Raw genomic sequence first — 24329 nt, 5'->3', positions numbered from 1 at the left:
CCGACCGCACCAGCACCGAGCCGTCGGGCAAACAGAATGTCCGCTATATCGGATCGGCAAGAAATCCCCCGAGGACCGCGCCGCGGCGCCGAGTCCAGCGAGGCCCCCGAAGGGTTGAGCCCGCGTCGTGCTTCAGCACTCGAAGCGCATGCGCCGTAGGCGCGAGTCTCGAGTGCTGAAGCACGACGCCGAGAGGGCTCGACCCCGCGGCGCCGCAGGCGCCGCCGAATAAACACAGCTCAGCTGGTGGTCTTACCGGTGACCGGGCAGGTCTTGTAGTCGACCTGGAATTCCTTGATGCCGTTCAGCCAGCCCGAGCGCAGGCGCTTGGGGTCGCCCAGCTTGGTGATATCGGGCATATGGTCGGCGATCGCGTTGAAGATCAGGTCGATCTCCAGTTTGGCCAGGTTGGCGCCGATGCAGTAGTGCGCACCGGTACCACCGAAGGCGACGTGCGGGTTGTTCTCGCGCATGATGTCGAACTTCATCGGATTCTCGAAGACGTCCTCGTCGAAGTTCGCCGACCGGTACAGCATCAGCACCCGCTGGCCCTTCTTGATCTGCACTCCACCGAGTTCGGTGTCCTCGAGCGCGGTGCGCTGGAAGGTGGTGATGGGGCTGGCCCACCGGATGATCTCGTCGGCCGCGGTCTTCGGGCGCTCCTTCTTGTAGAGCTCCCACTGGTCCGGGTTCTCCAGGAAGGCGATCATGCCGTGGGTGATGGCATTGCGGGTGGTCTCGTTACCCGCGACCGCCAGCAGCATCACGAAGAAACCGAATTCCTCGGGGCTGAGTTTGTCGCCGTCGATATCGGCTTCGACCAGGGTGGTGACGATATCGTCGGCCGGACAGGCCTTGCGGGCCTCGGCCATCATGTAGGCGTAACCGAGCAGCTCGGTGGACGCCTGCACCGGGTCCACATCGATTTCCGGATCGTCGTAACCGGTCATCTCGTTGGACCAGGTGAACACCTTCATCCGGTCTTCCTGCGGGACTCCGATCAGTTCGGCGATCGCCTGCAGGGGCAGTTCACAGGCGATCTGGGTGACGAAGTCGCCGGACCCGGCCTCGGCGGCGGCCTTGACGATGGCCTCGGTCCGCTTCGACAGCTCTTCCCGCAGGGAATTGATCGCACGGGGGGTGAACCCGCGCGAAATGATCTTGCGCATCCGGGTGTGCTCGGGCGGGTCCATGTTCAGCAGGATGAAACGCTGCAGTTCGATCTGCTCACGCTCGATATCGTCGTTGAAGCGCGGCAAGGCCGTGTTCTCGTAGGTCGAGAACACATCGCTGCGTCGCGAGACCTCCTTGACGTCGGCATGTTTGCTGACGACCCAGAAGCCGTCGTCGTGGAATCCCCCCACCTCCGGGGACTTCTTCTGCCACCAGATCGGTGCGGTGCGCCGCAGTTCGGCGAACTCCTCGACCGGCACCCGCTGCATGTACATATCGGGGTCTGTGACGTCGAACCCCTCCGGCAGGTTCGGCCGGGCCATGCGCGTATCCACCACCAGATGTCTCCTTCGACAAACTGAAACACGTTCTACAATCATTGAAGCACAGGCGGGAGAACGAGGAAAGAAACCGGATAGATACCCCCGTTTCCTGTGCGCGGAACACGTTACAGTTTTATGTCCGAAGCGAAAGGTTCATGATGGGCACTCCCGTTATCGTCGAGGCAGCTCGTACCCCCATCGGCAAACGCAACGGCTGGTTGTCCGGGCTACACGCCGCCGAGATCCTCGGTCTGGCCCAACGCGGACTCCTCGATCGCGCCCACCTCGACCCGGCCAAGGTCGAGCAGGTCATCGGCGGCTGCGTCACCCAGGCGGGCGCGCAGTCCAACAACGTCACCCGCACCGCATGGCTCAACGCGGGCCTGCCGTGGCAGGTGGGCGCCACCACGATCGACTGCCAGTGCGGTTCGGCCCAGCAGGCCAACCATCTGATCGCCGGCCTGATCGCCGGTGACGCCATCGATATCGGGATCGCGTGCGGCGTCGAGGCGATGAGCCAGGTACCGCTGGGCGCCAATGTCGGCGAGCACGCCGGCCCCCGCCGGCCCGCGGCCTGGGATATCGATATGCCCAATCAGTTCGAGGCCGCCGAACGGATCGCCAAGCGGCGCGGTATCACTCGCGAGGACGTGGATGCGCTCGGCGTGCGATCGCAGCGGCTCGCCGCGCAGGCCTGGGCCGAAGGGCGGTTCGACCGGGAGGTGCTCTCGATCACCGCGCCGGTGGTCGACAAAGAGGGCAACCCCACCGGCGAGAAGCAGGAGGTGAACCGGGATCAGGGCCTGCGCGAGACCTCGCTGGAGAATTTGGCGAAACTGAAGCCGGTACTGGAGGGGGGCATCCACACCGCCGGCACCTCTTCGCAGATCTCCGACGGCGCGGCCGCCGTACTGCTGATGGAGGAAAAAGCCGCCGCGCGTGAAGGTTTGCGGCCACGGGCCCGGGTGGTGACCCAGTGCCTGGTCGGCGCCGAGCCCGAGTTCCATCTCGACGGCCCGGTCCAGGCATGCACCCGGCTACTGGAGCGCTCGGGTATGAGCATCGGTGATATCGATCTGTTCGAAATCAACGAGGCCTTCGCATCGGTGGCGCTGTCCTGGGCGAGTGTGCACCGACCCGATATGGACCGAGTGAATGTCAACGGCGGCGCGATCGCGCTCGGCCATCCGGTCGGATCCACGGGATCGCGTCTCATCACCACCGCTCTGCACGAATTGGAGCGGTCCGACCGCAGCATCGCAATGGTGCTCATGTGCGCCGGTGGCGCACTCGCGACAGGAACGATCATCGAACGTCTGTAGCGTCGCGAATTCCGTATTCCGGAGATGCGCCGGATCGGCAGCGGTTGTGCAACGTCACGACACGGGCCGCCCGGCGCATCACCAATTCCACACTGTAAGTTGAAGGTTCATCTCAGATTTCAGGAGACGTGTCGTACGCCACACAATGGCAAGCACGGCCTCCTGGAAGGGATACCAGCTATCCGAAGGCTACTCGCCAACCGCCCGGGAAGACCCCCGGGACGGGCGGCTACCTGGGGGTATCAGGAGTACACAAGTTCCGTGCGGGCAACCCGCAAACGCGATACCGCGGTCCACTTCTCCTGATACACACCTAGAAGCTTCAAGGAAATCCTGATTCAGGCGTAGGTTTTCAGTTACTGAGCCGCTAATATCAATGATAGGTATCCGAGATAACGACTGTTAGTACAGTGAAGGGAATTGGGCGGCTCACAATGGCTGATTTCGCGGCGCGGCTGAACAAGCTGTTCGAAACCGTGCATCCCCCGGGGCGCAAGCCGCACACCAATGCAGAGGTAGCGGCCGCTTTGACGGCATCCGGTCATCCGATCTCCAAACCGTATCTATCGCAACTACGGTCGGGGCAGCGGACGAATCCTTCCGATGAGACGGTCGCCGCACTGGCGAAGTTCTTCAAGGTGAAGCCCGACTACTTCTTCAACGACATCTACGCCGCGAAGATCGATCACGATCTCGAACTCCTCTCGCAGCTGCAGGGTTACGGTCTTCGCAGGCTCTCCAGCCGGGCCTTCGACCTCTCCGAGGAGTCGCAGAATCTACTCACCTCCATGGCGGAGAAACTGCGCGCGAGCGAGGGACTGCCCGAAATCCCGCCGGACGGGACGGAATAGTCGTAGACAGCGGGCGCGGTGCGATCCCATGCGGGTCGCACCGCGCTCGCTCGCGCACGGAGGAAATAGCGACCCCCACTTCTGGCCGACGGTACGAATTCCTCCGGCGGCGCCACCGCCCCACCTGAACATCTGTGGTGAAACAAGAATACGGACCGACCGTCCGGCATGATTCACGGTCGGTCCAGGGCACAATCACAGTGACGTAACGGATTCACCGCATACCCTGGGCAACTAGCGAATCGCCGTCTCCGGTCGCTCAACAGGTTTCGACTGCGCCTCGAAAGCCCTAGCAATCGCCTGAACCCAACCGTGCGGACTGAGGCCCTCCGGCGGGGCGATCCACCGCGCATCCACCACCACCGGCCCGAGCGGATATCGGACCCATTCCGCCACCCGCCCGGCTCGCGCGGCGATACCGGCGGGTGGCTCCCCGGCCGCGGCGAGTTCGACCCCGCCACCCGACTGCAGGTACAGCGCGTCCATGATCTGCGCCACCCGGTCCGATGCCTCGAGCTGGGTCGATGTGCCGGTTTCCTCCTGTACGACTTCCGGGAAACGCCGCACCAGCACCTCGTGCAGGGTTCGCACCCGCCGCAGGAGCAATCGGGCACGCACCCACATCTCGACCACGATCCAGACCGCCCCGAACGAGATCAGCAGCGCCGCGAGCTGCCACCCCGGCCAGGCCCAGCCCGGCTGTCCCGGATCGGCCCGGGGCGCGCCGGTGAGCCCACGCCGGATATGACCGGTTGCCAAGAGCACCACCAGCGCGGTCCCCGTGATGTAGAGGGTGATCCCGCGGCCGAGCGCGGTCCAGCTCGAATTACGCAGACCGGTGACGACAACGAAGGTTCCGGCCACCGCCGTGACCGCCCATCCGATCGTGGCGGACCACATCAGCGCCCCGGCAACCGCCAGGAATCCGATTCCGTAGATCCCCCAGGCGATCCGGCGGAGGTTACGGCGCGACACCACCGGCCAGGCCGCCGAGGCGACCACCGAGGTGGCGGTGGCGAACAACAGCCACCCCGCGATCACCATTCCTTCCGACAGTCGGCCGGTCGGCAGCCCGCGCGGTAGAAGGTTGTCGACGGCCGATGCCACATCCGGGATCGCGACAGTGCACGCCAGCGCGACCGCCGCGACGGCGACCACGATCGCCACCCGGGCGGTGGTGGCGGGTTTGACGAGAACGCGCCCCACACGGGCGCCCGCGGCGATCCAGACCAGCAGTGCGGTCGGCCAGAACGTCATCCCAGAGCCTCATCGAATCGAAGGACCGAGACGCCCGCGCCCCGGCTGTCGAGTACGCGCAGGCGCGTCATCAGCATGGCCGCGAACGTTTCGGCTTCCCATTCGGCCTGCTCGTCCGCACCGTCCTCGAGGGCGGTGCGATGGGAGCGCATGCTCAACATGTAGGCGATGAGTTCGTCGCTCACCTCGAGCGTCACCTCGGTGGCGGGCGCCCCTTCGTGGTCGAAGACGATATGCCCCAGCTCGTGCGCCAGCGTATGGTCCCGGCTCGGCAGCGCGCCGGCCAGAACGATGATGTCCTTGGCCGGGTAGTAGCGCCGTTGCCCGCAGATACCCGGGCCGAGGTCGGCAGCGGCGATTTCGATCGGACGACCACGTTCGGCGGCCACCGCGTGCACCACTTCCTCCAGAGTGGCGGCATCGGCATCGGCGGCGATCGCGCAGACGGCGTCGACCGCGGCGGCGACCCGGCGATAGGCACGCGCGTTCCGGGTCCGGTTCCGGGGCATCGCGCTCACGCGCCCGTTCCGAAGAATTCGGCCCGCGCGGCATCGATCCGTGCCTGCGCCTGCGCGGCGCTCCGGTAACTCAGCACGGCCGACCCACCGCCGGCGATGGCCAGCGCGACGAGCCCGCCGAGCACCGACAGGAGTTTCGGCTCCGGCAGCAGACCCTCCGCGTTCACCGGGCGCACCGTGTGGCTCGGCGGTGCGGTGAGCACGGTGGGCGCGGCCCCGGCGGGAACAGGGGCGCCGGGAGGCGTGTCCGCCGCCACGGGCGCGGAGACACCGGCGGGGAACGCCCCGGAGCCCACGCCCCCGCCTGTGCCGGGCGCCGGGAACGCCAACGGTGGCCCGACCGGGGGTACCGGTACCGACGGCACCGGAAGCAGCAGCAGGAGAAGAGGTGCCGCCGAGCCCACCCCGGCGGAGCCGAGTGCGGCCGAACCCGTCGCGGCCGACCCTGTGGCAGCAGAACCTGTGGCAGCAGAACCTGTGGCAGCGGAACCGGCAGCCGCCGAGCCGGTACCCGACACGCCGAGACCGGCGGACCCCGTAACGGCCGAACCGGTACCGAGCGCGGCCGAACCGGTCACGCCGACTCCCACACCGGCCGAACCGGCCGCGGCCGAACCCGTACCCAGCACCGCCGAACCGGTACCGAGCGCGGCGGAACCGGTCACGCCGACTCCCACACCGGCCGAACCGGCCGCGGCCGAACCGGTACCGAGCGCGGCCGAACCGGTCACGGCCAAGGGGGCCGCGACAGCCGACCCCATCGCGGCCGAGCCCGTGGCGAGGACGGTGCCGAGGGCGGTGCCCAGGCCGAATGGTCCGGCCGGTTCGGCTACCTGAACCGGCGCCGGTGTAGCGGATTCCGTGGGGCCGGCCGATTCGACGGTGTGCGGTGCGCTTTCGCGCCCGGGAATGCTCAGGGGCTGCCACCGCGCCCCCGCACCGGGCCGCGGGCCGCTGCCGCCGGGACCGGTCGCCGTGGCGGCAAAGGGATCGCCGGCGGGGGCCGGGGCATTGTTTTCCGGCCGGGATCCGAGCCCGGCCTCCGGCTCGGCCGGAGTGTTCCGGCTCATGGCGCCCCCGGACCGCGGCCCGCTACCCGGTATGGCCAGCGGCCCGCCACCGGTGGGCGCGGACGAGTCGGGTCCGGGCGTCGCGATGCCGTAACCGGCGCTGCCGGTCGGGCCCTGTTCGGTGACCGGCCCCCACCCCGGATTCGCTCGCGCGAGCACGGGCCCTCCGGCCAATCCCAGGCATCCGGCCGCCCCGGCTACTGCGAGTGCTCGCTTGATGCGACTCACGGCCATGCGCCGGCCAACCTCTCGATCGATAGTGCGGATTCCCCCGCCGGTGACGGCCTCCGGACAGAACGAACAGACGGTTGCTCATGGTAAACCAGCGAACACTGCGGCGCATGACGAAATCGGGCCCGTACGACCGGGTCCGGGCTTATTCGCAGTCGGATGCGGGTGCCTCCACAAACCACACCCGGCTGATTATGGCGCGGGTCACAATGACCGGCAGGCCTGTCCGATAGCTGGAGCGTGTTTCCGACCCACTCCGGAAAGGCCGCCGGAACAGCGGCCGCCGTGGGCTATGCCCCGTACACCGGTTCCGGCGTCTGCCCCTTCGCTATCAATTCCGACACCACGGGCCCGAGTTCGGCCGGGTTCCAGCGGGCGCCCCGGTCCACCGGGACCCCGTGCCGCCATCCTTCGGCCAACGCGATACGCCCGCCTTCGACCTCGAACATCCGCCCGGTCACACCCGCCGATTCCGTACTGCCCAGCCACACCACGATCGGGGAGATGTTCTCCGGGGCCATCGCATCGAAGCCGTCTTCCGGTTTCGCCATCATGTCGGCGAACACGGTTTCGGTCATCCGGGTGCGCGCCGACGGCGCGATGGCATTCACCGTGACCCCGTAGCGGCCGAATTCGGCTGCGGCGGTGAGGGTGAGCCCGGCGATACCGGCCTTCGCGGCGCCGTAGTTGCCCTGCCCGACGCTGCCCTGCAAACCGGCGCCGGAACTGGTGTTGACGATCCGGGCATCGACGGGACGGCCCGCCTTCGACTCCGCCCGCCAATAGGCCGCGGCATGCCGCATGGTGGCGAAATGCCCCTTGAGATGGACCCGGACCACCGCGTCCCATTCGTCCTCACCGAGGTTCACCAGCATACGGTCGCGTACGAATCCGGCATTGTTGACCAGCACGTCCAGCCCGCCGAAGGTGTCCACCGCCTGCTGGATCAGCCGCTGAGCGCCCTCCCAGCTCGCCACATCGTCGCCGTTGACCACCGCTTCGCCGCCCGCGGCACGAATTTCCGCGACCACCTGCTCGGCCGGTGTTTCCCCGGTCGACTCGCCGCTCAGGGTGGAGCCGAGGTCGTTCACCACGACCTTCGCCCCTTCCGCGGCGAAGGCGAGCGCGTGCGCCCTGCCGATCCCCCGCCCGGCGCCGGTGATGATCACGATCCGTCCGGCGCAGATGCCCTCGGTTGCCATATCCGTTCCTATCGTCGGTGGTCGATATCTGGTCGAGCTAGGGTCGCGCGTTCGCCGGGCCGGTGGAATGGCCCGCGGTGGCGACCGAGAGAAAAGCCGGGGGCTCCCCGCCGCCGTGGACCTGCAGGGTCGCGCCGCTGATATAGGCGGCCAGTGGCGACAGCAGGAAGGCCACCGCGTTCCCGACATCCGCGGGCCGGGCCAGCCGGCCCATCGGAATGGTGCGCCCCACCGCGGCCACACCGTCGGCGTCGCCGTAGTGCAGAGCGCTCAACTCGGTTTCCACCGCGCCGACGACCAGGGAGTTGATCCGCACCCGGGGCGCCCATTCCGCCGCGAGGGAGACGGTGAGGGCGTCCACACCGGCCTTGGCCGCGCCGTAGGCAGCGGTTCCCGGCGAGGGGCGGTGGCCGCTCAGGCTGGAGATGTTGACGATCGACCCGCCGTCTTCCTGTGCGCTGATCACCGCGTGCGCCGCCTGCGCGACGTGCAGGGCCGACAGCAGGTTCAGCTCGATGATCTTGGTGTGGAATTTCGGGCTGGCTTCGGCGGCCAGCGCGTACGGGGCTCCGCCCGCGTTGTTGACCGCGTGGTCGAGCCGGCCGTGCCGCCGCACGATTTCCTCGATCAGAGCCGCGACCGCCGCGGGATCGCGGACATCGCAGGGCAGGAAGTCGATACCGCGCCCGTCCACCTCGACCGCAACGTCGGCGGGGCGGCGGGCGCAGGCCACCACGGTCGCTCCCGCGGCCAGCAGGACCCGGCTGATCCCGGCTCCGACTCCGCGGACGCCGCCGGTTACCAGAACGACGCGATCGGACAGGTCGATTTCTAGTGCCACCGTGCTAACCTACCAAGCAATTGCTTGCTTAGCCAAGATGCTGGAGATGGGATACGCGATGGGGATCAACCGCCATTCGGAATCCGCCGGGATCGCCGTGGTCACGGTCGACTACCCGCCGGTCAACGCCATACCGTCGGACGGCTGGTTCGCCCTCGCCGACGAGATCCGGGCCGCCGGGCGCGACCCGCAGACTCGGGTAGTGGTGCTGCGCGCGGAGAACCGCGGCTTCAACGCGGGCGTGGATATCAAGGAGATCCAGCGCAAACCGGGGCACCAGGCGCTGATCGATGCCAACCACGGCTGTTTCGAGGCGTTCGGCGCGGTGTACGACTGCCCGGTACCGGTTATCGCGGCAGTCCAGGGTTTCTGCCTGGGCGGCGGTATCGGCCTGGTCGGCAATTCCGACATCATCATCGCCTCCGACGACGCGACCTTCGGGCTGCCCGAGGTGGACCGCGGGGCGCTCGGCGCCGCCACCCACCTGGCCCGGCTGGTCCCACAGCACCTGATGCGAGCCCTCTTCTTCACCGCGAGCACGGCCACCGCCCAGCAGCTGCACCACTACGGCTCGGTCCTGAAGGTGGTCCCCCGCGCGGAGCTCGACGCCGCCGCGCTGGAGGTCGCGAAGGATATCGCGGCCAAGGACGGGCGTGTGATCCGCGCGGCCAAACGCGCGCTCAACGGAATCGATCTGCAGGACGTACACCGCAGCTACCGCTTCGAGCAGGGTTTCACCTTCGAGCTGAACCTGTCCGGAGCCTCCGACGAGATCCGGGAGCGCTTCGACGCCGACCTGGCGGCGCAGAAGGACAAGAACTGACATGGAACGGAAAACCATGCGAGACAAGCGGAAAACGCTGGACGAGATCGTCGGCGAACTGCGCAGCGGAATGACGATCGGTATCGGAGGCTGGGGTTCGCGACGCAAGCCCATGGCCCTGGTGCGCGCGCTGCTGCGCTCGGATATCACCGATCTCACGGTGGTCACCTACGGTGGCCCGGATCTGGGTCTGCTGTGCTCGGCCGGGAAGGTCCGCAAGGCCTACTACGGTTTCGTCTCCCTCGATTCGGCCCCGTTCTACGATCCCTGGTTCGCGAAGGCCCGCACCTCCGGGCAGATCATCGCCCGGGAAATGGACGAGGGCATGCTCAAATGCGGACTGGAGGCGGCCGCCGCCCGGCTGCCGTTCCTGCCGATCCGCGCGGGCCTCGGATCGGATGTGCCGAACTTCTGGGAGGGCGAACTGAAAACCGTCACCTCGCCGTACCCGGGCCCGGGCGGTGTGCCGGAAACCCTGATCGCCATGCCGGCCCTGAACCTCGACGCGGCACTGGTGCACCTGAACCTCGGCGACGTCCACGGTAATGCCGCGTACCAGGGCGTGGACCCCTATATGGACGACCTCTTCTGCATGGCGGCCGAAAAGCGCTACCTCACGGTCGAGCGTCTCGTGGACACCGAGGAACTGGTGAAATCCGTTCCGCCGCAGGCTCTGCTGCTCAATCGCATGATGGTCGACGCGGTGGCCGAGGCCCCGAACGGCGCACATTTCACCCTCGCCGGTGAAAGTTACGGCCGGGACGAGAAATTCCAGCGTCACTACGTGGAAGCCGCCGGCGCGCCGGAAACGTGGCAGACCTTCGTCGATACCTACCTCAGCGGCTCGGAAGACGACTACCAGGCTGCCGTCGCGCGATTCAAGGAGGAGCTGTGACCAGCACCGAAACCATCACCCGGGCCGAGGTGTGCGCGGTCGCCTGCGCCGAGATCTTCCGCGACGCCGGGGAGATCTTCGCCAGCCCTATGACCCCCATGGCACAGCTGGGTGCGCGCCTGGCGAAACTCACCTTCGCGCCCGACCTGCTGCTCTCCGACGGCGAGGCCCTCTTCCTCGCCGAAACCCCGCCGTTGGGCGGTAGAGCGCCCATCGAGGGCTGGATTCCCTTCCGCAAGGTTTTCGACGTCCTGGCTTCCGGTCGCCGCCATGTGGTCATGGGCGCCAACCAGATCGACCGCTTCGGCAATCAGAACCTGTCGGCCTTCGGACCACTGCAACAGCCGACCCGGCAGATGTTCGGGGTACGCGGCGCACCCGGTAACACCATCAACCACCCGACCAGCTACTGGGTGGGACGGCACAGCAAGCGGGTGTTCGGCGAGCAGGTCGATATCGTCGCCGGCGTCGGTTACGACAAGATCGACCCCGGCAATCCCGCCTTCCGCTTCCACCACATCCACCGAGTGGTCAGCAATCTGGGCGTCTTCGATTTCAACGGTCCTGGACACACCATGCGCGCGCTCGGCCTGCACCCGGGGGTGACCGCCGACGAGGTCGCGGAGAACACCTCGTTCGAGATCGCGGAGCTGGATACGGCCGGTACCACCCGGCTACCGACCGCGGAGGAACTGCGGCTGATCCGCGAAGTGCTGGACCCGAAGAAGATTCGCGAGAAGGAGGTACCGCGATGACCTCCCGGATACGGACCCCGCTGACCGAACTGGTCGGCATCGAGCACCCCATCGTGCAGACCGGGATGGGCTGGGTGGCCGGGCCGGGCCTGGTCTCCGCGACCTCGAACGCGGGCGGCCTGGGCATTCTGGCTTCGGCCACCATGACCTACGCCGAACTGGAAGCGGCCATTGCCAAGACCAAGGCGCAGACCGGCAAACCGTTCGGCGTGAACATCCGCGCCGACGCCTCCGACGCCTCGGAACGGATCGACCTGCTGATCCGCGAGAACGTGAAGGTCGCCTCGTTCGCGCTGGCACCGAAGAAAGAGCTCATCGCGAAACTCAAGGACGCGGGCGTCGTGGTCATCCCGTCGATCGGCGCGGCCAAGCACGCGGTGAAGGTCGCGTCCTGGGGCGCCGACGCGGTGGTGGTGCAGGGCGGGGAAGGCGGCGGGCACACCGGTCCGGTGGCGACCACCCTGCTGCTGCCCTCGGTGCTGGACGCGGTGGATATCCCGGTGGTGGCGGCGGGCGGTTTCTTCGACGGCCGCGGCCTGGCCGCCGCCCTGGCCTACGGCGCCGCCGGTATCGCCATGGGTACCCGTTTCCTGCTCACCCGGGAGAGCAGCGTCCCCGATTCGGTGAAACAGGAGTACCTGCGCCGGCAACTGGGCGAGACAGTGGTCTCCACCAAGGTCGACGGAATGCCGCACCGGGTGCTGAACACCGAATTGGTGCAGAAGTTGGAGAACTCCGGCCGGATCCGCGGACTCACCGCCGCCGTGGGTAATGCCGCCCGCTTCAAGAGTATGACCGGTATGAAATGGTCCACTCTGGTTCGCGACGGCCTCGCCATGCGCAAAACCAAGGATCTCACCTGGTCGCAGGTCGTCATGGCGGCCAACACCCCCATGCTGCTGCGTGCGGGCCTGGTCGAGGGGAATACCGAGGCCGGAGTATTGGCCGCCGGTCAGGTGACCGGCATCCTGGACGATCTGCCGAGCTGCCAGGAGCTGATCGACCGGATCGTCACGGATGCCCTGCATCGGATCGACACCCTCGCCGCGCTGCCCCGTACCGCCGAATCCGCGACCTGAACCGCCCGGCCGGGACCGGGTCGCGACACCGCGGCACCCGGGCTCGCGCCGGCTTTCAACCCTCGAAGCGGATACGGCGTGCCCACGGCTTTCGGGGGCTTCTCCAGGAGAGAAGCCCCCGGATGCGGCCTATCAGTCGCCGAAAGGGGTGCGTGGCCGCTCCTGCAGTTCTCCGTCGAGGTACAGATCGACCTTCTCGTTGTAGAAGCACGCCAGTCCGGCGATCTTCTGGCTCTCCGGTGTCGGATGGCGGTAGATCCACACCAGGTCGGGGTATTCCGTTTCACCGATCCGGACGTTCCAGTATTCCGCGTTCCCCTTGTAGGGGCATCGGGTGCGGGTCCGCGAAGGCCGCAACAGGTCCATCCGGATATCCGTGAGCGGCAGGTAGAAGCGGGCGGGCAGGCCCGTCTCGAACAGAATCCGCGGTGAGCGCGAATCCGCCAGGGTCACGCCGTCGAGTTCCACCCGTACGTGCCGGGAACTCGCCAGGATGTCGACCCGCGAGTACGGACTGCGCGGATGGACGTAGATCGGTTCGTCCTCCTCGAACCATTCGTCCATCGCGTCCCAGTCCAATCGCACCAGATCACGCAACGCCGGCTCCGGTGAGTCCGGATAGCGCAGAGCGGCACCCGGCGCCGTGACCCCGTCTACGACGACGTCGTAGCCGATTCCCTCGCCGCGCCGTTGCGAACGGCGGGTGCTGCCGTCGGCTTCGAGTTTCGCGCGCAGATCGGCCACCGGTATGTAGTAGGCCGGATAGTGGGGGTTTTCCCAGACCAGCACGGGCCGGACGGTATCGGCGACCAGCCGGCCACCGAAGTAGACCCGCACCCGCTTCTGAATCGTTTCGATCCGGACTCCGTCTCGCTGTGCTCCGGTCATATCCTCCGACCCTACGCCGGGAGGGCACGCCACGGCACGAAAAAGCACAGGCCCCGCCGGTGGGCGGGGCCTGTCGACGACCTCTCGTGGAGGTCAGTCACCGACCGTGACGGCCTGCGCTTCCTCGATACTGTGCGGGGCCGGGTCGTGGTCGTCGATATGGGCGAGAGCGCGGCGGCCGGCCAGTAGGACCACTACGGCCGCGGCGGTGCATCCCGCTCCCACCCAGAAGGGCAGCGCAACACTGGTTTCGCCGAGTTTGCCGGCCAGCCACGGCGCGGCGGCGCCACCGGCGAACCGGACGAAACTGTAGGCGGCGGACGCGGTGGAGCGTTCCACCGGCGCGGAGATCATCACGGCCTCGGTGATCAGGGTGTTGTTCACGCCGAGGAACAGGCCCGCGAGCACCACTCCGGCGATCAGCACCGGTTTGTGCTCGGCGAACAGCGCCATCACCGCCAGGTCCGCGGCGAACAGACCGACCGCCAGCGCGATCATCGGCAGGGTGCCGAACCACCGTTGCAGCCGCGGCGCGAGGAATACCGAGGCCACGGCGAGCAGGATGCCCCAGCCGCAGAAGATGAAGCCGATGGCGTAGGTGCCCATATCCAGCGGGAACGGGGTATAGGCGAGCAGAGTGAAGAAACCGAAGTTGTACAGCAGGGCGGTCACGCTCACTGTCAGGAGCCCACGGTGGCGCAGGGCTTTGAAGGGAGCGGTGAACGAGGTGGGTTTCGCGGCGCGCGGCCCTTCCGGAAGCAGCACGACGATGGCGACGAACGCGGCGGCCATCAGCACCGATACCCCGAAGAACGGCCCACGCCAGCTGATTCCGCCCAGCAGGCCGCCGAGCAGGGGGCCGGTGGCGATACCGATACCGAGCGCCGCTTCGTAGAGGATGATGGCGCGCGCGACACCGCCGCTGGCGGCGCCGACGATGGTGGCCAGCGCGGTCGCGATGAACAGCGCGTTGCCCAGACCCCAGCCCGCCCGGAAGCCGACGATCTGGCCGACGGTACCCGAGAGCCCGGCCAGCGCCGCGAACACGATGATCAGAGCCAGCCCGGCCAGCAGGGTGCGTTTGGCGCCGAAACGGCTGGAGACCACACCCGTGACCAGCATGGCCACGCCGGTGACGAGCATATAGCTGGTGAACAGCAGCGATACCTGTGCCGGTGTGGCGTTCAACTGTTCACCGATGGGTTTGAGAATCGGATCGACCAGGCCGATGCCCATGAACGCGATAACGCTGGCGAAGGCGACGGCCCAGACCGCCTTCGGCTGCCCGGTCGATGTGCTGGGCGGCGCGGCGGCCGCACTGGTCGTGATGCTCATCGGTGTTTCCTCGGTGACGGGTGGATCCCGGCCGATTGCCGTATCGCCGCCAATAGTTCCCGCAGATCGGTGGCGAGTCCGGCCAGACGTTCGGCGTCGAAACCGGGTAGCGGACCGGACAGCGCCTCGCGCATGGCCGCGCGGGATGCGGCGAGCCGGGCATGCCCGGCCGGGGTGAGTTGGACGACGACAGCGCGGGAATCGCCCGGATCACGGTGCCGGGAGGCGTAGCCCTCCCCCACCAGCCGGCCGATGAGCACGGTAGCCGTGGGTTGTGACGTGCGATCGATACGAGCGAATTCGCTGACGCGCAGCGAACCGTGTTCCTCGAGCACTGCCAGTGCGCGCACGGTGGCGCGCGGCAGGTCGTCGGCACTGAGCGTTCCCACCGCGCGTGTGAGCCGGCCCGCGATGACCAGCAGATCGACAACGGTGCCGTCCACATCGGTCATCGGGTCCGGCCGCACCCCCAATATAATTACATAGGCTAACTATCTATTCCAGGCCGCCGGGTGCGATACCCGCCACACACCCGAAGCACCACACAGCGGCTCGCGATCCCCTACCCCACCCACCCCCACACAGCGGCTCGCGATCCCTACCCCGCCCCCACACAGCGGCTCGCGATCCCTACCCCACCCCCACACAGCGCCGAGTTCAGCGAGGCCCACAAAGGGCCGAGCCCGCGTCGCCTTTCAGCCCCCGAAGCGCATGCGCCGCAGGCGCGAGTCTCGGGGGCTGAAAGGCGACGCCTCAGGGGCTCGACCCCGCGCGCGCCAGCGCGCCGATAAACACAGCAGGCGCGAGTCTCGGGGGCTGAAAGGCGACGCCAAGGGGGCTCGACCCCGCGGCGCCGCAGGCGCCGCAATCAGGCACAGCGTTCGATGATCGTCACGTTGGCCGTGCCGCCGCCCTCGCAGATGGTGAGCAGTCCGTAGCGGCCGTTGATCCGTTCCAGTTCGTTGAGCAGAGTCGCGAACAGTTTGGCCCCGGTCGCGCCGAGCGGATGGCCGAGCGCGATCGCGCCACCGTTGACGTTCACCTTCTCCGGGTCGGCGCCGGTCTCCTTCAACCAGGCCAGCACCACGGGGGCGAAGGCCTCGTTGATCTCGACCACGTCGATATCGTCGATGGTCAGGCCCGTCTTCTCCAGTGCCCATTTGGTCGCGGGGATGGGGGCGGTGAGCATGTACAGCGGGTCGGCGCCGCGGGCGCTGACGTGAACGATCCGGGCGCGCGGGGTCAGGCCGTATTCTTCGACCGCCCATTCCGAGGCGAGCAGGGTGGCGCTGGCACCGTCGGAGATCTGCGAGGCCACGGCGGCGGTGAGCGGGCTGCCTTCCTCGAGTGGGGGCAGGGAGGCCATCTTCTCCAGGCTGGTCTCCCGGGGGCCCTGGTCGATCCAGAAGTCACCGACCGGGACGATCTCTTTGTCGAAACGTCCCGCTCCGATGGCGGCCCGGGCGCGTTCATGGCTGCGCAGCGCCCAGCGCTCCATATCCTCCCGGGTGATCCCCCACTTCTCGGCGATCATCTGGGCACCCCGGAATTGGGAGACCTCAGCGGTGCCGTAGCGGTGATCCCACCCTTTCGCGCCCACGAACGGGGAGTCGAATCCGTACTCCTTACCGGCCAGCATGGCCGCGGAGATCGGGATGGCGCTCATGTTCTGCACACCGCCGGCCACGATCACCTCGGCCGTACCGCTCATGATGGCCTGGGCGCCGAAGTTGATGGCCTGCTGGCTCGAACCGCACTGCCGGTCGACGGTGACCCCGGGGACTTCTTCCGGGTATCCGGCGGCCAGCCAGGCGGTCCGGCCGATATTGCCCGCCTGCGGGCCGATATTGTCGACGCAGCCCACGATCACGTCGTCCACCTGGGCCGGATCGACGGAGTTGCGCCCCAGCAGGCCCCGCAGCGCGGCCGCGCCGAGATCCGCCGGGTGTACCTCGGCCAGCGCGCCGCCGCGCTTACCGACCGGGGTGCGCACCGCGTCGATCACATACGCCTCGCGCAGCGGCGTATAGGGGCGGCGGGCAGCTGTTGCCATGGGTGTCTCCTAATCGGTGTGGCCGGGCACGGTGAGCCCGTCGAGCACGATGGTGAGGTACTGCTTGGCGAGGGTGTCGACGGTGAGTGATCCGCCGCCGGGCCGGTACCAGCGAACGGCCACCCACACCGTGTCCCGGAGGAAGCGGTAGGCCAGGTCGATATCGAGTTCGGGCCGGAAACTTCCATCGGCGACTCCGTTGCTGAGCACGCGCCGCCACAGTTCCCGGAATTCGCGGTTGTAGTCGTCGATATAGGCGAAGCGCTCGGCGGACCGGAGGCGTTTGGCCTCGGACTGGTAGATGGCGACGGCGGCGTGGGAGCGGTCGAAGGCCTCATAGGAGGCTTGCACCAGAGCTTCCAGGGTCGCGCGCGAATTCAGTCCGGCGGCAACGATTTCGCGGTAACGCCCGAACAATTCGTCGAGGAAACCGCGCAGGATCTCGTCCACCATTCCCTCTTTGGAGGAGAAATGGTGGTAGAGACTGCCGGAGAGGATGCCGGCGGCATCGGCGATATCACGCACCGTGGTGGCGCGCACGCCCCGTTCGGCGAACAGTTCGGCCGCCAAGTCGAGCAGTTCGGTTCGCCGGGTCGGTTTCGCGGGGTCTGGTGCGGTCACCCCGCCATAATACAACCAAGCATTTGCTTGGTACAGCTCACCCGGAAACGACGCGGACCCGGCGGTTCCGGCTCCCCCCTCCACTCGGAGCCGGACCCGGCCGGGCCCGCGACACGGTGAAACGCCGGCTTCCAACGTTTCCCGCTCTTTTCGACGCGGGCGGACCCGGCCCGGTTCCGCGGAACGCGGAAATTCCGGCGGCCGGCGGATGACACGCACAGAACGCACCGGTCCGACTTCAGGCGCGCTGGCTGGAGATCGAAACCACTTCACCGGTGAGATAGGTGGTGTAATCGCTGGCCAGCATGGCGATGGTGGCCGCGACCTCCCACGGTTCGGCCGCCCGGCCGAACGCTTCCCGCTCGGAGAGCCGGTCGAGCAGTTCGGCGGAACTGGTCTTGTCCAGGAACGCGTGCCGGGCGATACTCGGCGACACCGCGTTGATCCGCACCCCCAGTTCGGCCGCCTCCACCGCACTGCACCTGGTCAGCGCCATCACCCCGGCCTTGGCCGCGGCATAGTGCGCCTGGCCGTACTGGGCCCGCCAGCCCAGCACACTGGCATTGTTGACGATCACACCGCCGTGCCCGGCGGCGCGGAAATAGTTCAGTGCCGCGCGAGTGCACCGGAACGTCCCGTTGAGGGTCACGTCCAGCACCCGATCCCACTGTTCGTCGGTCATATCGACCACCGGAGTCTCCCCGCCGAGACCGGCATTGTTGACGAAGATATCGATCCCGCCGAGGGTGGCCGCGGCCCCGCGCACCAATTCGTCCACCTGTTCGGTATTGCAGACGTCACAGGCGACGGCATGGACCTTGCGCTCGGCGAACTCGGCGGCCAGCTCGGCCCGGGTGGCCTCCAGGCGCCGCTCGTGCCAATCCGAGACCACCACATCGGCCCCCTCGGCCAGTAACCGCCGGGCCGTAGCGGAACCGATACCGGTACCGGCGGCCGCGGTCACCACGGCGCGGCGGCCGGTGAGCAACCCGTGGCCGGGGGTCTGCCGCGGCGCGACCGATAGCGACCCGCTCACTGCCGGGCCTCCCGCGGCAGGCCGAGCACCCGCTCGGAAATGATGTTGCGCTGCACTTCGTTCGAACCTCCGTAGATCGTGTCGGCGCGGGTGAACAGATACAGCCGCTGCCATTCGTCCAGGTCGCCGTCGGCGGCGACCAACCCGGCGGCGCCACGCACCGCCATGGCGAGTTCCCCGAGGCCCCGGTGCCAATTCGCCCAGAGCAGTTTGCCCACCGACGCCTGCCCACCGTCGTCGGCGGTTTCGGCCATGGTGCGCATGGCGTGGGCACGCAGCACGCGCAGCCCCACCCAGGCCTGGTCGATCCGGTCCGCCAGCAGCGGATCGTCGAGCGCGCCCGACTCGCGGGCCAGTTCCTCGATGGCGGCGAGTTCCCGGGCGAAACGGATCTGCTGGCCCAGGGTTGAGATTCCACGTTCCACGTTCAGCGTGCCCATGGCGACCCGCCAGCCGTCACCGGGTTCGCCGACGACCAGGCCGGCGTCGGTGTGGGCGTTGTCGAAGAACACCTCGTTGAATTCCGAGGTGCCGGTGAGCTGCACGATCGGCCGGACCTCGATACCGGGCTGATCCATCGGCACCAGCAGATACGAAAGACCTTTGTGACGTTTGGAACCCGGCTCGGTCCGGCATACCGCGAAACACCAGTCGGCCACATGCGCCAGGGAGGTCCAGATCTTCTGGCCGTTGATCGTCCACCGGTCCCCGTCCAGCCGGGCCGAGGTGGACACCGCGGCGAGGTCGGATCCGGCGCCCGGTTCCGAGTACCCCTGGCACCACAGTTCCGTCACCGTACGAATGCCCGGAAGGAAGCGCTCGCGCTGGGCGGCGGTGCCGAAGGCCAGCAGTGTCGGGCCGAGCAGTTCCTCGCCCACATGGGAGACCCGGGCCGGCGCGTTCGCCCTGGCGTATTCCTCGTGGAAGATGATCTGCTGGCGCACGCTCGCCTCGCGTCCGCCGTATTCGACCGGCCAGCCGAGGCAGGTCCAGCCCGCGGCCGCCAGGGCCCGGTCCCATTCCAGGCGTTCGTCGAAGGCCTCGTGTTCGCGACCCGGGCCGCCGAGGCCGCGCAATTGCCGGAACTCGCCGCTGAGCTGTTCGTCGAGCCAGTCCCGGACCCGCGCGGCGAATTCGCCGTCGGTCAGTGCGGCCACGCTGGTTCGTTCCGCGGTCACCCGCGCCCCGGCGGCCGGAACGGCCGATCGCCCGGCGCCGTCGCGGCCGGTACCGGATTCTGAGGTCTGGATAGCACCCACGCCGGTAGGATAACCTACCAAGCACTTGCTTTGTAGACCCGCGCACCGCACACGGCCGCACGAGATCGAGGACACCCGTGACATCCCCCGCGCACACACCGCCGCCGGACCGCACCACACCCCGGGCGCTGCACACTGCCGCCGCCACCTTCGGCACGGCGCCCGCGCTGGCCGACGGCCCCGTCCGGCTCGGCTGGGCCGAACTGCTCGAACAGGTACAGGACGTGGCCCGCGCGCTGCTCGCCCGCGGCATACGCACCGGCGACCGGGTGGCGATCTGGTCGCCCAACACCTTCCACTGGGTGATATCCGCGCTCGGCGCGCACTACGCCGGCGCCACACTGGTCCCGCTCAACACCCGCTATGTCGCCGACGAAGTGGTCGATGTGCTGCGGCGGGTGGACGCGAAGGCCCTGTTCGTCGCCGGAACCTTCCTGAAACGAGACCGGCTCGCCGAACTCCGCGCCGCCGCCCCGGATCTGCGCATCGACACCGTGGTCGTACTTCCGGTCGAGGGCGCGGAACAACCGGTGACCGAGGCACTGAACTGGTCGCAACTGGCGGAGATCGGCATGAGCGTCACCCGGGAACAGGCGCGCGAACGGGCCGAATCGGTGAGCCCCGACGACCTCTCCGACATCCTGTTCACCTCCGGCACCACCGGGCGCAGCAAAGGCGTACTGATCGCGCACCGGCAGTCGCTGTCGGCGGTCCGCGGGTGGACCGAATGCGCGACGCTGAACAGCGACGACAACTACCTGATCGTCAACCCGTTCTTCCACAGCTTCGGCTACAAGGCCGGAATCCTGGCCTGCGTACTCACCGGGGCGACCATGGTGCCGCAGATCGTTTTCGACGTGCCCACCACCATGCGGCTCATCGACCAGGAGAAGATCAGCGTCCTACCCGGGCCGCCCACCATCTACCGGTCCATCCTGGACTTCCCGGACCGCGGTGGATACGACCTGAGCACTCTGCGGGTCGCGGTGACCGGGGCGGCACCGGTACCGGTGGCCCTGGTCGAACGGATGCGGGCGGAACTGAATTTCGACGTGGTACTCACCGCCTACGGCCTCTCGGAATCCACCGGTTTCGGCACCATGTGCCGGGCCGACGATCCCGCCGAAATCATCTCCGCTACCAGCGGCCGCCCGATAGCCGGTTTCGAGCTGAAACTGAGCGAGGCCGGCGAGATACTGCTGCGCGGGCCCAATGTGATGCTCGGTTACCTCGACGACCCGGAGAGCACCGCGAAGACCATCGATGCCGACGGCTGGCTGCACACCGGTGATATCGGGGAGATCGACGACCGCGGATACCTGAAGATCACCGACCGGCTCAAGGACATGTACGTCAGCGGTGGTTTCAATGTCTACCCCGCCGAAGTGGAACAGGCCCTCGCCGGATTGGACGGCGTGGCCGTCTGCGCGGTGATCGGCGTGCCCGACGAACGGATGGGCGAGGTGGGCAAGGCCTATGTGGTCCGTAAACCGGGCGCCACACTCACGGAGGACCAGGTGTTCTCCCATGCCACCGAGGTGCTGGCCAATTTCAAGGTGCCGCGTTTCGTCGAGTTCCGCGACGAGCTGCCCTACAACGCCGCCGGCAAGGTGCTCAAACGCCAGCTACGTGAGGAGAATTCGTAATGTCGGACAACAGTGCCCCGAGTACCCCGGACGAGGGCGGAACCATCCCCTACGAACCGGATGTGGTGACCTACGAACGCCGGGGCGCGGTCGCGGTCGTCACCCTGAACCGGCCCGGCTACCGCAACGCGCAGAACTCGGTGATGACCTACGCGATCGACGCCGCGTTCGAGCGCGCGGTGGAGGATCCCGAGGTCAAGGTCATCGTGCTGGCCGGTAACGGCAAACATTTCAGCGCGGGCCACGATCTGGGCACCCCCGGCCGCGACCACCACGTGAAATACCCGAACAAGGCCGTGCTCTGGTGGGACCATGTGGGCCGGCCGGGCGGCGACCAGCGCTTCGCCCGCGAGATGGAGGTGTATCTCGGGATGTGCCGCCGCTGGCGGGAGATCCCCAAACCCACCATCGCCATGGTGCAAGGTGCGTGTATCGCGGGCGGGCTCATGCTGGCCTGGGTCTGTGATCTGATCATCGCCGCCGACGACGCGTTCTTCTCCGACCCCGTGGTGCGCATGGGTATTCCGGGCGTCGAATACTTCGCCCACCCCTGGGTGATGGGGCCGCGGGCCGCCAAGGAATTCCTGTTCACCGGCGACCGTTTCGACGCCGCCCAGGCCAAGGAATGGGGCATGGTGAACCGGGTCGTCCCGCGCGAGGAACTGGAAACCGAGACCATGGCGCTGGCGGAGAAGATCGCCGGGATGCCGCAGTTCGGGCTGGCACTCACCAAGAAGGCGGTCAACCAGGCCGAAGACCTCATGGGTATGCGCGCGGGTATGGATTCGGTTTTCGGCCTGCACCATTTCGCGCACGCGCACAACGCCGAGGTCGGCGCCGACTCCCTCGGCGGGATGAACGCCAAAACAATGAAGGCCCAGGCGAGCTCGGCCGCTACGACCAAGGACGGGAAAGCCTAGATGGATCTCGATCTCGACGACAACACCCGGGAATTCCAGCGGGAGGTCCGCGAATTCCTGGCCGACCGGGTGCCCGCCGAACCGCTGCCCTCGATGGACACCGCGGCGGGCTTCGAAGCCCATCGCGCCTGGGAACGCACCCTCGCCGACGCCCGGCTCTCGGCGGTCTCCTGGCCGGAGGAATACGGTGGCCGGGATGCCTCGCTGCTGGAATGGGTGCTGTTCGAGCAGGAGTACTACGCGGCGGGCGCGCCGGGCCGGGTGAGCCAGAACGGCATCTTCCTGCTGGCGCCCACACTTTTCGAACACGGCACCCCCGAGCAGCTGGAACGGATCATGCCGCGGATGGCGCGCGGCGACGATATCTGGGCTCAGGCATGGTCGGAGCCGGAGGCCGGTAGCGATCTGGCCGGTATCCGGTCCACCGCCCGGCGCACCGAGGGCGGCTGGGTCCTCAGCGGGCAGAAGACCTGGAGTTCCCGGGCGGCCTTCGCCGACTGGGCCTTCGGCCTGTTCCGCAGCGACCCGGAGGCCGAGCGGCACCGCGGCCTCACCTACCTGATGTTCCCGCTCACCGCCGAGGGCGTGACGGTACGGCCGATCCCGCAGCTCGACGGCGAGCCCGGGTTCGCGGAGATCTTCCTCGACGATGTCTTCGTCCCGGACAGTGATGTGATCGGCGCCCCGAACGAGGGCTGGCGGGTGGCCATGAGCACCTCCAGCAACGAACGCGGCCTTTCGCTGCGCAGTCCCGGCCGGTTCAGCGCGACCGCACAGCGCTTGATCGACCTGTGGACCGAATCCGGTGATACCGGTACCGCCGCCCGCGACGCCGTGGTGGACGCCTGGATCGGCAGCGAGGCCTACCGCCTGCACACCTTCGGCACCGTCACCCGGCTGAACGAGGGCGGCAAACTCGGTGCGGAATCGTCGATCACCAAGGTGTTCTGGTCCGAACTGGATATCGCCATGCACGAGACCGCGCTCGAACTGCTGGGGTCGCGCGCCGAGCAGGCGAGCCGGTGGACCGACGGCTATCTCTTCTCGCTCTCCGGCCCGATCTACGCCGGTACCAACGAAATCCAACGCAATATCATCGCCGAGCGACTCCTCGGCCTACCGAGAGGAGGCGGCCGGTGAAGTTCGCGCTCAGCCCGGAACATCTGGACTTCGGCGCCAGTATCCGCAAACTGTTCGAATCGGGGAAGACCCCCGCGGCGGTGCGGGCGTGGAGTGCCGGCGACCCGGCTCCCGGCCGCGCGCTGACCGAGCAGCTGGCCGCCGCCGGGGCGTTCGGTTTGACCATCGCCGAGGAGTACGGCGGCCTCGGCGCCGAACCCCTCGATCAGCTGGTGGCGTTCCTCGAAGTGGGCCGCGCCGCGGCGCCCGGCCCGCTGGTCGAATCGGCCGCCGCGGTGCCCGCCCTGCTCCAGGCCCTGGCCGGCACCGACCCCGCACCGGCCCAGCGCTGGTTGCCCGGTATCTCGGAGGGCACGCTCACCGTCACCCTCGCCTTCGGCGGAGATACCGGCCGGGCCCTGGCACCGGACGCCGACCGCGTCGACCTCGTACTGCTCGCCGACGGCGACCGCCTGTACACGGGCCACGCGGGCGAACCGGTGCGCTCGGTGGACCCGGCCCGGCGGCTGTTCGTGGTCGAGCCGGACGAACTCCTCGCCGAGGGGCCGGAGGTCGCCGCGGCGATCGCGGCCGGTTTCGATCACGGTGCGCTGGCCAATGCGGCCCAGCTGCTCGGCGCGGGTAAGGCGCTGCTCGAGGCGTCCACCGACTACGTCAAGCAGCGCAAACAGTTCGGCCGCCCCATCGGGGAGTTCCAGGCCGTCAAGCAGAAACTCGCCGATGTCCTCATCGCCGTCGACCTCGCCGAACCGCTGCTCTACCGGGCCGCGCTGACCACCGGCACCCCCCATCGGGCCCGCGATATCTCCGCGGCGGCCGTGGCCTGCGCCGACGCCGCCTACCGGGCGGCCCGCACGGCCCTGCAGGTCCACGGCGCCATCGGCTACACCGCGGAATACGACCTGTCCCTGTGGCTGACCCGGGTCACCGCCCTGCGCACCGCCTGGGGCACCCCGGATCTGCACCGCGGCCGGATCGCCGGCGCACTGCGCGCCGGACTCGCGGCGGACCCGTCCGGCGCGCTCACCTGACCGGAGAACCAGCGGCCGTCGCACGACCCGGCCGGACGCCCCGCCGGCGTATCCGTCCGG

Annotated in this window: 23 protein-coding genes; 10 read left to right on the top strand and 13 right to left on the bottom strand. The window is 68.1% G+C overall.

The window, feature by feature from the left end; translation table 11 throughout:
- Positions 1-239: 239 nt before the first annotated feature.
- Positions 240-1496, bottom strand: a complete 1257-nt coding sequence (locus ACYR7D_RS08305; protein WP_459550089.1) for a cytochrome P450 — start codon at positions 1494-1496, stop codon at positions 240-242.
- A 158-nt stretch (positions 1497-1654) separates the two neighbouring features.
- Here ACYR7D_RS08305 and ACYR7D_RS08300 point away from each other — a divergent pair, with 158 nt between their 5' ends.
- Together ACYR7D_RS08300 and ACYR7D_RS08295 are read left to right on the top strand one after the other, a co-directional pair.
- Positions 1655-2818 carry a steroid 3-ketoacyl-CoA thiolase gene (locus ACYR7D_RS08300; RefSeq protein ID WP_459550088.1) on the top strand — a complete coding sequence of 388 codons (1164 nt, stop codon included), beginning with the start codon at positions 1655-1657 and terminating at the stop codon, positions 2816-2818.
- Between the two features lie 434 nt (positions 2819-3252).
- Positions 3253-3669, top strand: coding sequence for a helix-turn-helix domain-containing protein (locus ACYR7D_RS08295; RefSeq protein WP_011207048.1), 417 nt, complete (start codon positions 3253-3255; stop codon positions 3667-3669).
- 234 nt (positions 3670-3903) lie between these two features.
- Here the strand turns inward: ACYR7D_RS08295 and ACYR7D_RS08290 are convergent, their stop codons facing one another.
- From ACYR7D_RS08290 to ACYR7D_RS08270, 5 genes are all read right to left on the bottom strand, one after another.
- On the bottom strand, positions 3904-4926 hold the full coding sequence (locus ACYR7D_RS08290) for a hypothetical protein (protein ID WP_459549025.1): 1023 nt from the start codon (positions 4924-4926) through the stop codon (positions 3904-3906).
- Complete coding sequence (locus ACYR7D_RS08285; protein ID WP_459550087.1) at positions 4923-5435, bottom strand: ImmA/IrrE family metallo-endopeptidase; 513 nt, start codon at positions 5433-5435, stop codon at positions 4923-4925. The genes ACYR7D_RS08290 and ACYR7D_RS08285 overlap by 4 nt, the downstream gene beginning before the upstream one ends.
- 5 nt (positions 5436-5440) lie before the next feature.
- Positions 5441-6673, bottom strand: coding sequence for a hypothetical protein (locus ACYR7D_RS08280; protein ID WP_459549024.1), 1233 nt, complete (start codon positions 6671-6673; stop codon positions 5441-5443).
- A gap of 362 nt (positions 6674-7035) precedes the next feature.
- Positions 7036-7947, bottom strand: a complete 912-nt coding sequence (locus ACYR7D_RS08275; RefSeq protein ID WP_459549023.1) for an SDR family oxidoreductase — start codon at positions 7945-7947, stop codon at positions 7036-7038.
- A gap of 37 nt (positions 7948-7984) precedes the next feature.
- The gene (locus ACYR7D_RS08270) at positions 7985-8788 is read right to left on the bottom strand and encodes an SDR family oxidoreductase (protein ID WP_459549022.1); all 804 of its coding nucleotides are present in this window, start codon (positions 8786-8788) and stop codon (positions 7985-7987) included.
- Positions 8789-8846: 58 nt separating this feature from the next.
- Here ACYR7D_RS08270 and ACYR7D_RS08265 point away from each other — a divergent pair, with 58 nt between their 5' ends.
- The 4 genes from ACYR7D_RS08265 to ACYR7D_RS08250 are packed head-to-tail and all read left to right on the top strand — an operon-like array spanning position 8847 to position 12340.
- The gene (locus ACYR7D_RS08265; RefSeq protein ID WP_459550086.1) at positions 8847-9611 is read left to right on the top strand and encodes an enoyl-CoA hydratase family protein; all 765 of its coding nucleotides are present in this window, start codon (positions 8847-8849) and stop codon (positions 9609-9611) included.
- Positions 9612-9627: 16 nt separating this feature from the next.
- Positions 9628-10506 carry a cholesterol ring-cleaving hydrolase subunit IpdA gene (ipdA, locus tag ACYR7D_RS08260; RefSeq protein ID WP_459550085.1) on the top strand — a complete coding sequence of 293 codons (879 nt, stop codon included), beginning with the start codon at positions 9628-9630 and terminating at the stop codon, positions 10504-10506.
- Positions 10503-11261, top strand: coding sequence for a CoA-transferase subunit beta (locus tag ACYR7D_RS08255; RefSeq protein ID WP_459549021.1), 759 nt, complete (start codon positions 10503-10505; stop codon positions 11259-11261). The genes ipdA and ACYR7D_RS08255 overlap by 4 nt, the downstream gene beginning before the upstream one ends.
- Complete coding sequence (locus tag ACYR7D_RS08250) at positions 11258-12340, top strand: NAD(P)H-dependent flavin oxidoreductase (RefSeq protein ID WP_459549020.1); 1083 nt, start codon at positions 11258-11260, stop codon at positions 12338-12340. The genes ACYR7D_RS08255 and ACYR7D_RS08250 overlap by 4 nt, the downstream gene beginning before the upstream one ends.
- A 132-nt stretch (positions 12341-12472) precedes the next feature.
- On the opposite strand, the gene ACYR7D_RS08245 is transcribed toward ACYR7D_RS08250, so the two are convergent.
- The 7 genes from ACYR7D_RS08245 to ACYR7D_RS08215 all read right to left on the bottom strand — a co-directional run bounded on the left by ACYR7D_RS08245 (position 12473) and on the right by ACYR7D_RS08215 (position 19532).
- Positions 12473-13228: a DUF427 domain-containing protein gene (locus ACYR7D_RS08245; protein ID WP_459549019.1), complete on the bottom strand. Its 756-nt coding sequence runs from the start codon at positions 13226-13228 to the stop codon at positions 12473-12475.
- 93 nt (positions 13229-13321) lie between these two features.
- Positions 13322-14563 (bottom strand): MFS transporter, encoded by a 1242-nt coding sequence (locus tag ACYR7D_RS08240; RefSeq protein WP_459549018.1) that lies wholly within the window; start codon positions 14561-14563, stop codon positions 13322-13324.
- Positions 14560-15030: a MarR family winged helix-turn-helix transcriptional regulator gene (locus tag ACYR7D_RS08235; RefSeq protein WP_459549017.1), complete on the bottom strand. Its 471-nt coding sequence runs from the start codon at positions 15028-15030 to the stop codon at positions 14560-14562. Before ACYR7D_RS08235 ends, ACYR7D_RS08240 begins: the two co-directional genes overlap by 4 nt.
- A 401-nt stretch (positions 15031-15431) precedes the next feature.
- Entirely contained in the window at positions 15432-16583 is a 1152-nt protein-coding gene (locus tag ACYR7D_RS08230) for an acetyl-CoA C-acetyltransferase (RefSeq protein ID WP_459550084.1), read from the bottom strand.
- Between the two features lie 42 nt (positions 16584-16625).
- Positions 16626-17237 carry a TetR/AcrR family transcriptional regulator gene (locus tag ACYR7D_RS08225; RefSeq protein WP_459549016.1) on the bottom strand — a complete coding sequence of 204 codons (612 nt, stop codon included), beginning with the start codon at positions 17235-17237 and terminating at the stop codon, positions 16626-16628.
- 238 nt (positions 17238-17475) lie between these two features.
- Positions 17476-18273, bottom strand: coding sequence for an SDR family oxidoreductase (locus ACYR7D_RS08220; protein WP_459549015.1), 798 nt, complete (start codon positions 18271-18273; stop codon positions 17476-17478).
- Positions 18270-19532: an acyl-CoA dehydrogenase family protein gene (locus tag ACYR7D_RS08215; protein WP_459549014.1), complete on the bottom strand. Its 1263-nt coding sequence runs from the start codon at positions 19530-19532 to the stop codon at positions 18270-18272. Before ACYR7D_RS08215 ends, ACYR7D_RS08220 begins: the two co-directional genes overlap by 4 nt.
- Before the next feature lie 77 nt (positions 19533-19609).
- Between ACYR7D_RS08215 and ACYR7D_RS08210 the strand changes: the two genes are divergently transcribed.
- Genes ACYR7D_RS08210 through ACYR7D_RS08195 form a run of 4 tightly spaced genes read left to right on the top strand, consistent with a single transcriptional unit; the run spans position 19610 to position 24269 of the window.
- On the top strand, positions 19610-21178 hold the full coding sequence (locus ACYR7D_RS08210) for a FadD3 family acyl-CoA ligase (protein WP_459549013.1): 1569 nt from the start codon (positions 19610-19612) through the stop codon (positions 21176-21178).
- Positions 21178-22098 carry an enoyl-CoA hydratase gene (locus ACYR7D_RS08205; protein ID WP_459549012.1) on the top strand — a complete coding sequence of 307 codons (921 nt, stop codon included), beginning with the start codon at positions 21178-21180 and terminating at the stop codon, positions 22096-22098. The genes ACYR7D_RS08210 and ACYR7D_RS08205 overlap by 1 nt, the downstream gene beginning before the upstream one ends.
- Complete coding sequence (locus ACYR7D_RS08200) at positions 22099-23238, top strand: acyl-CoA dehydrogenase family protein (protein ID WP_459549011.1); 1140 nt, start codon at positions 22099-22101, stop codon at positions 23236-23238.
- A complete protein-coding gene (locus ACYR7D_RS08195; protein WP_459549010.1) occupies positions 23235-24269 on the top strand; it encodes an acyl-CoA dehydrogenase family protein in 1035 nt (344 codons plus the stop codon). The genes ACYR7D_RS08200 and ACYR7D_RS08195 overlap by 4 nt, the downstream gene beginning before the upstream one ends.
- Positions 24270-24329 lie beyond the last annotated feature (60 nt).

The organism is Nocardia sp. X0981, assembly GCF_977089955.1.
Note: the sequence above shows the minus strand (reverse complement) of the source record. Positions and strands in the feature narration are given on the sequence as shown.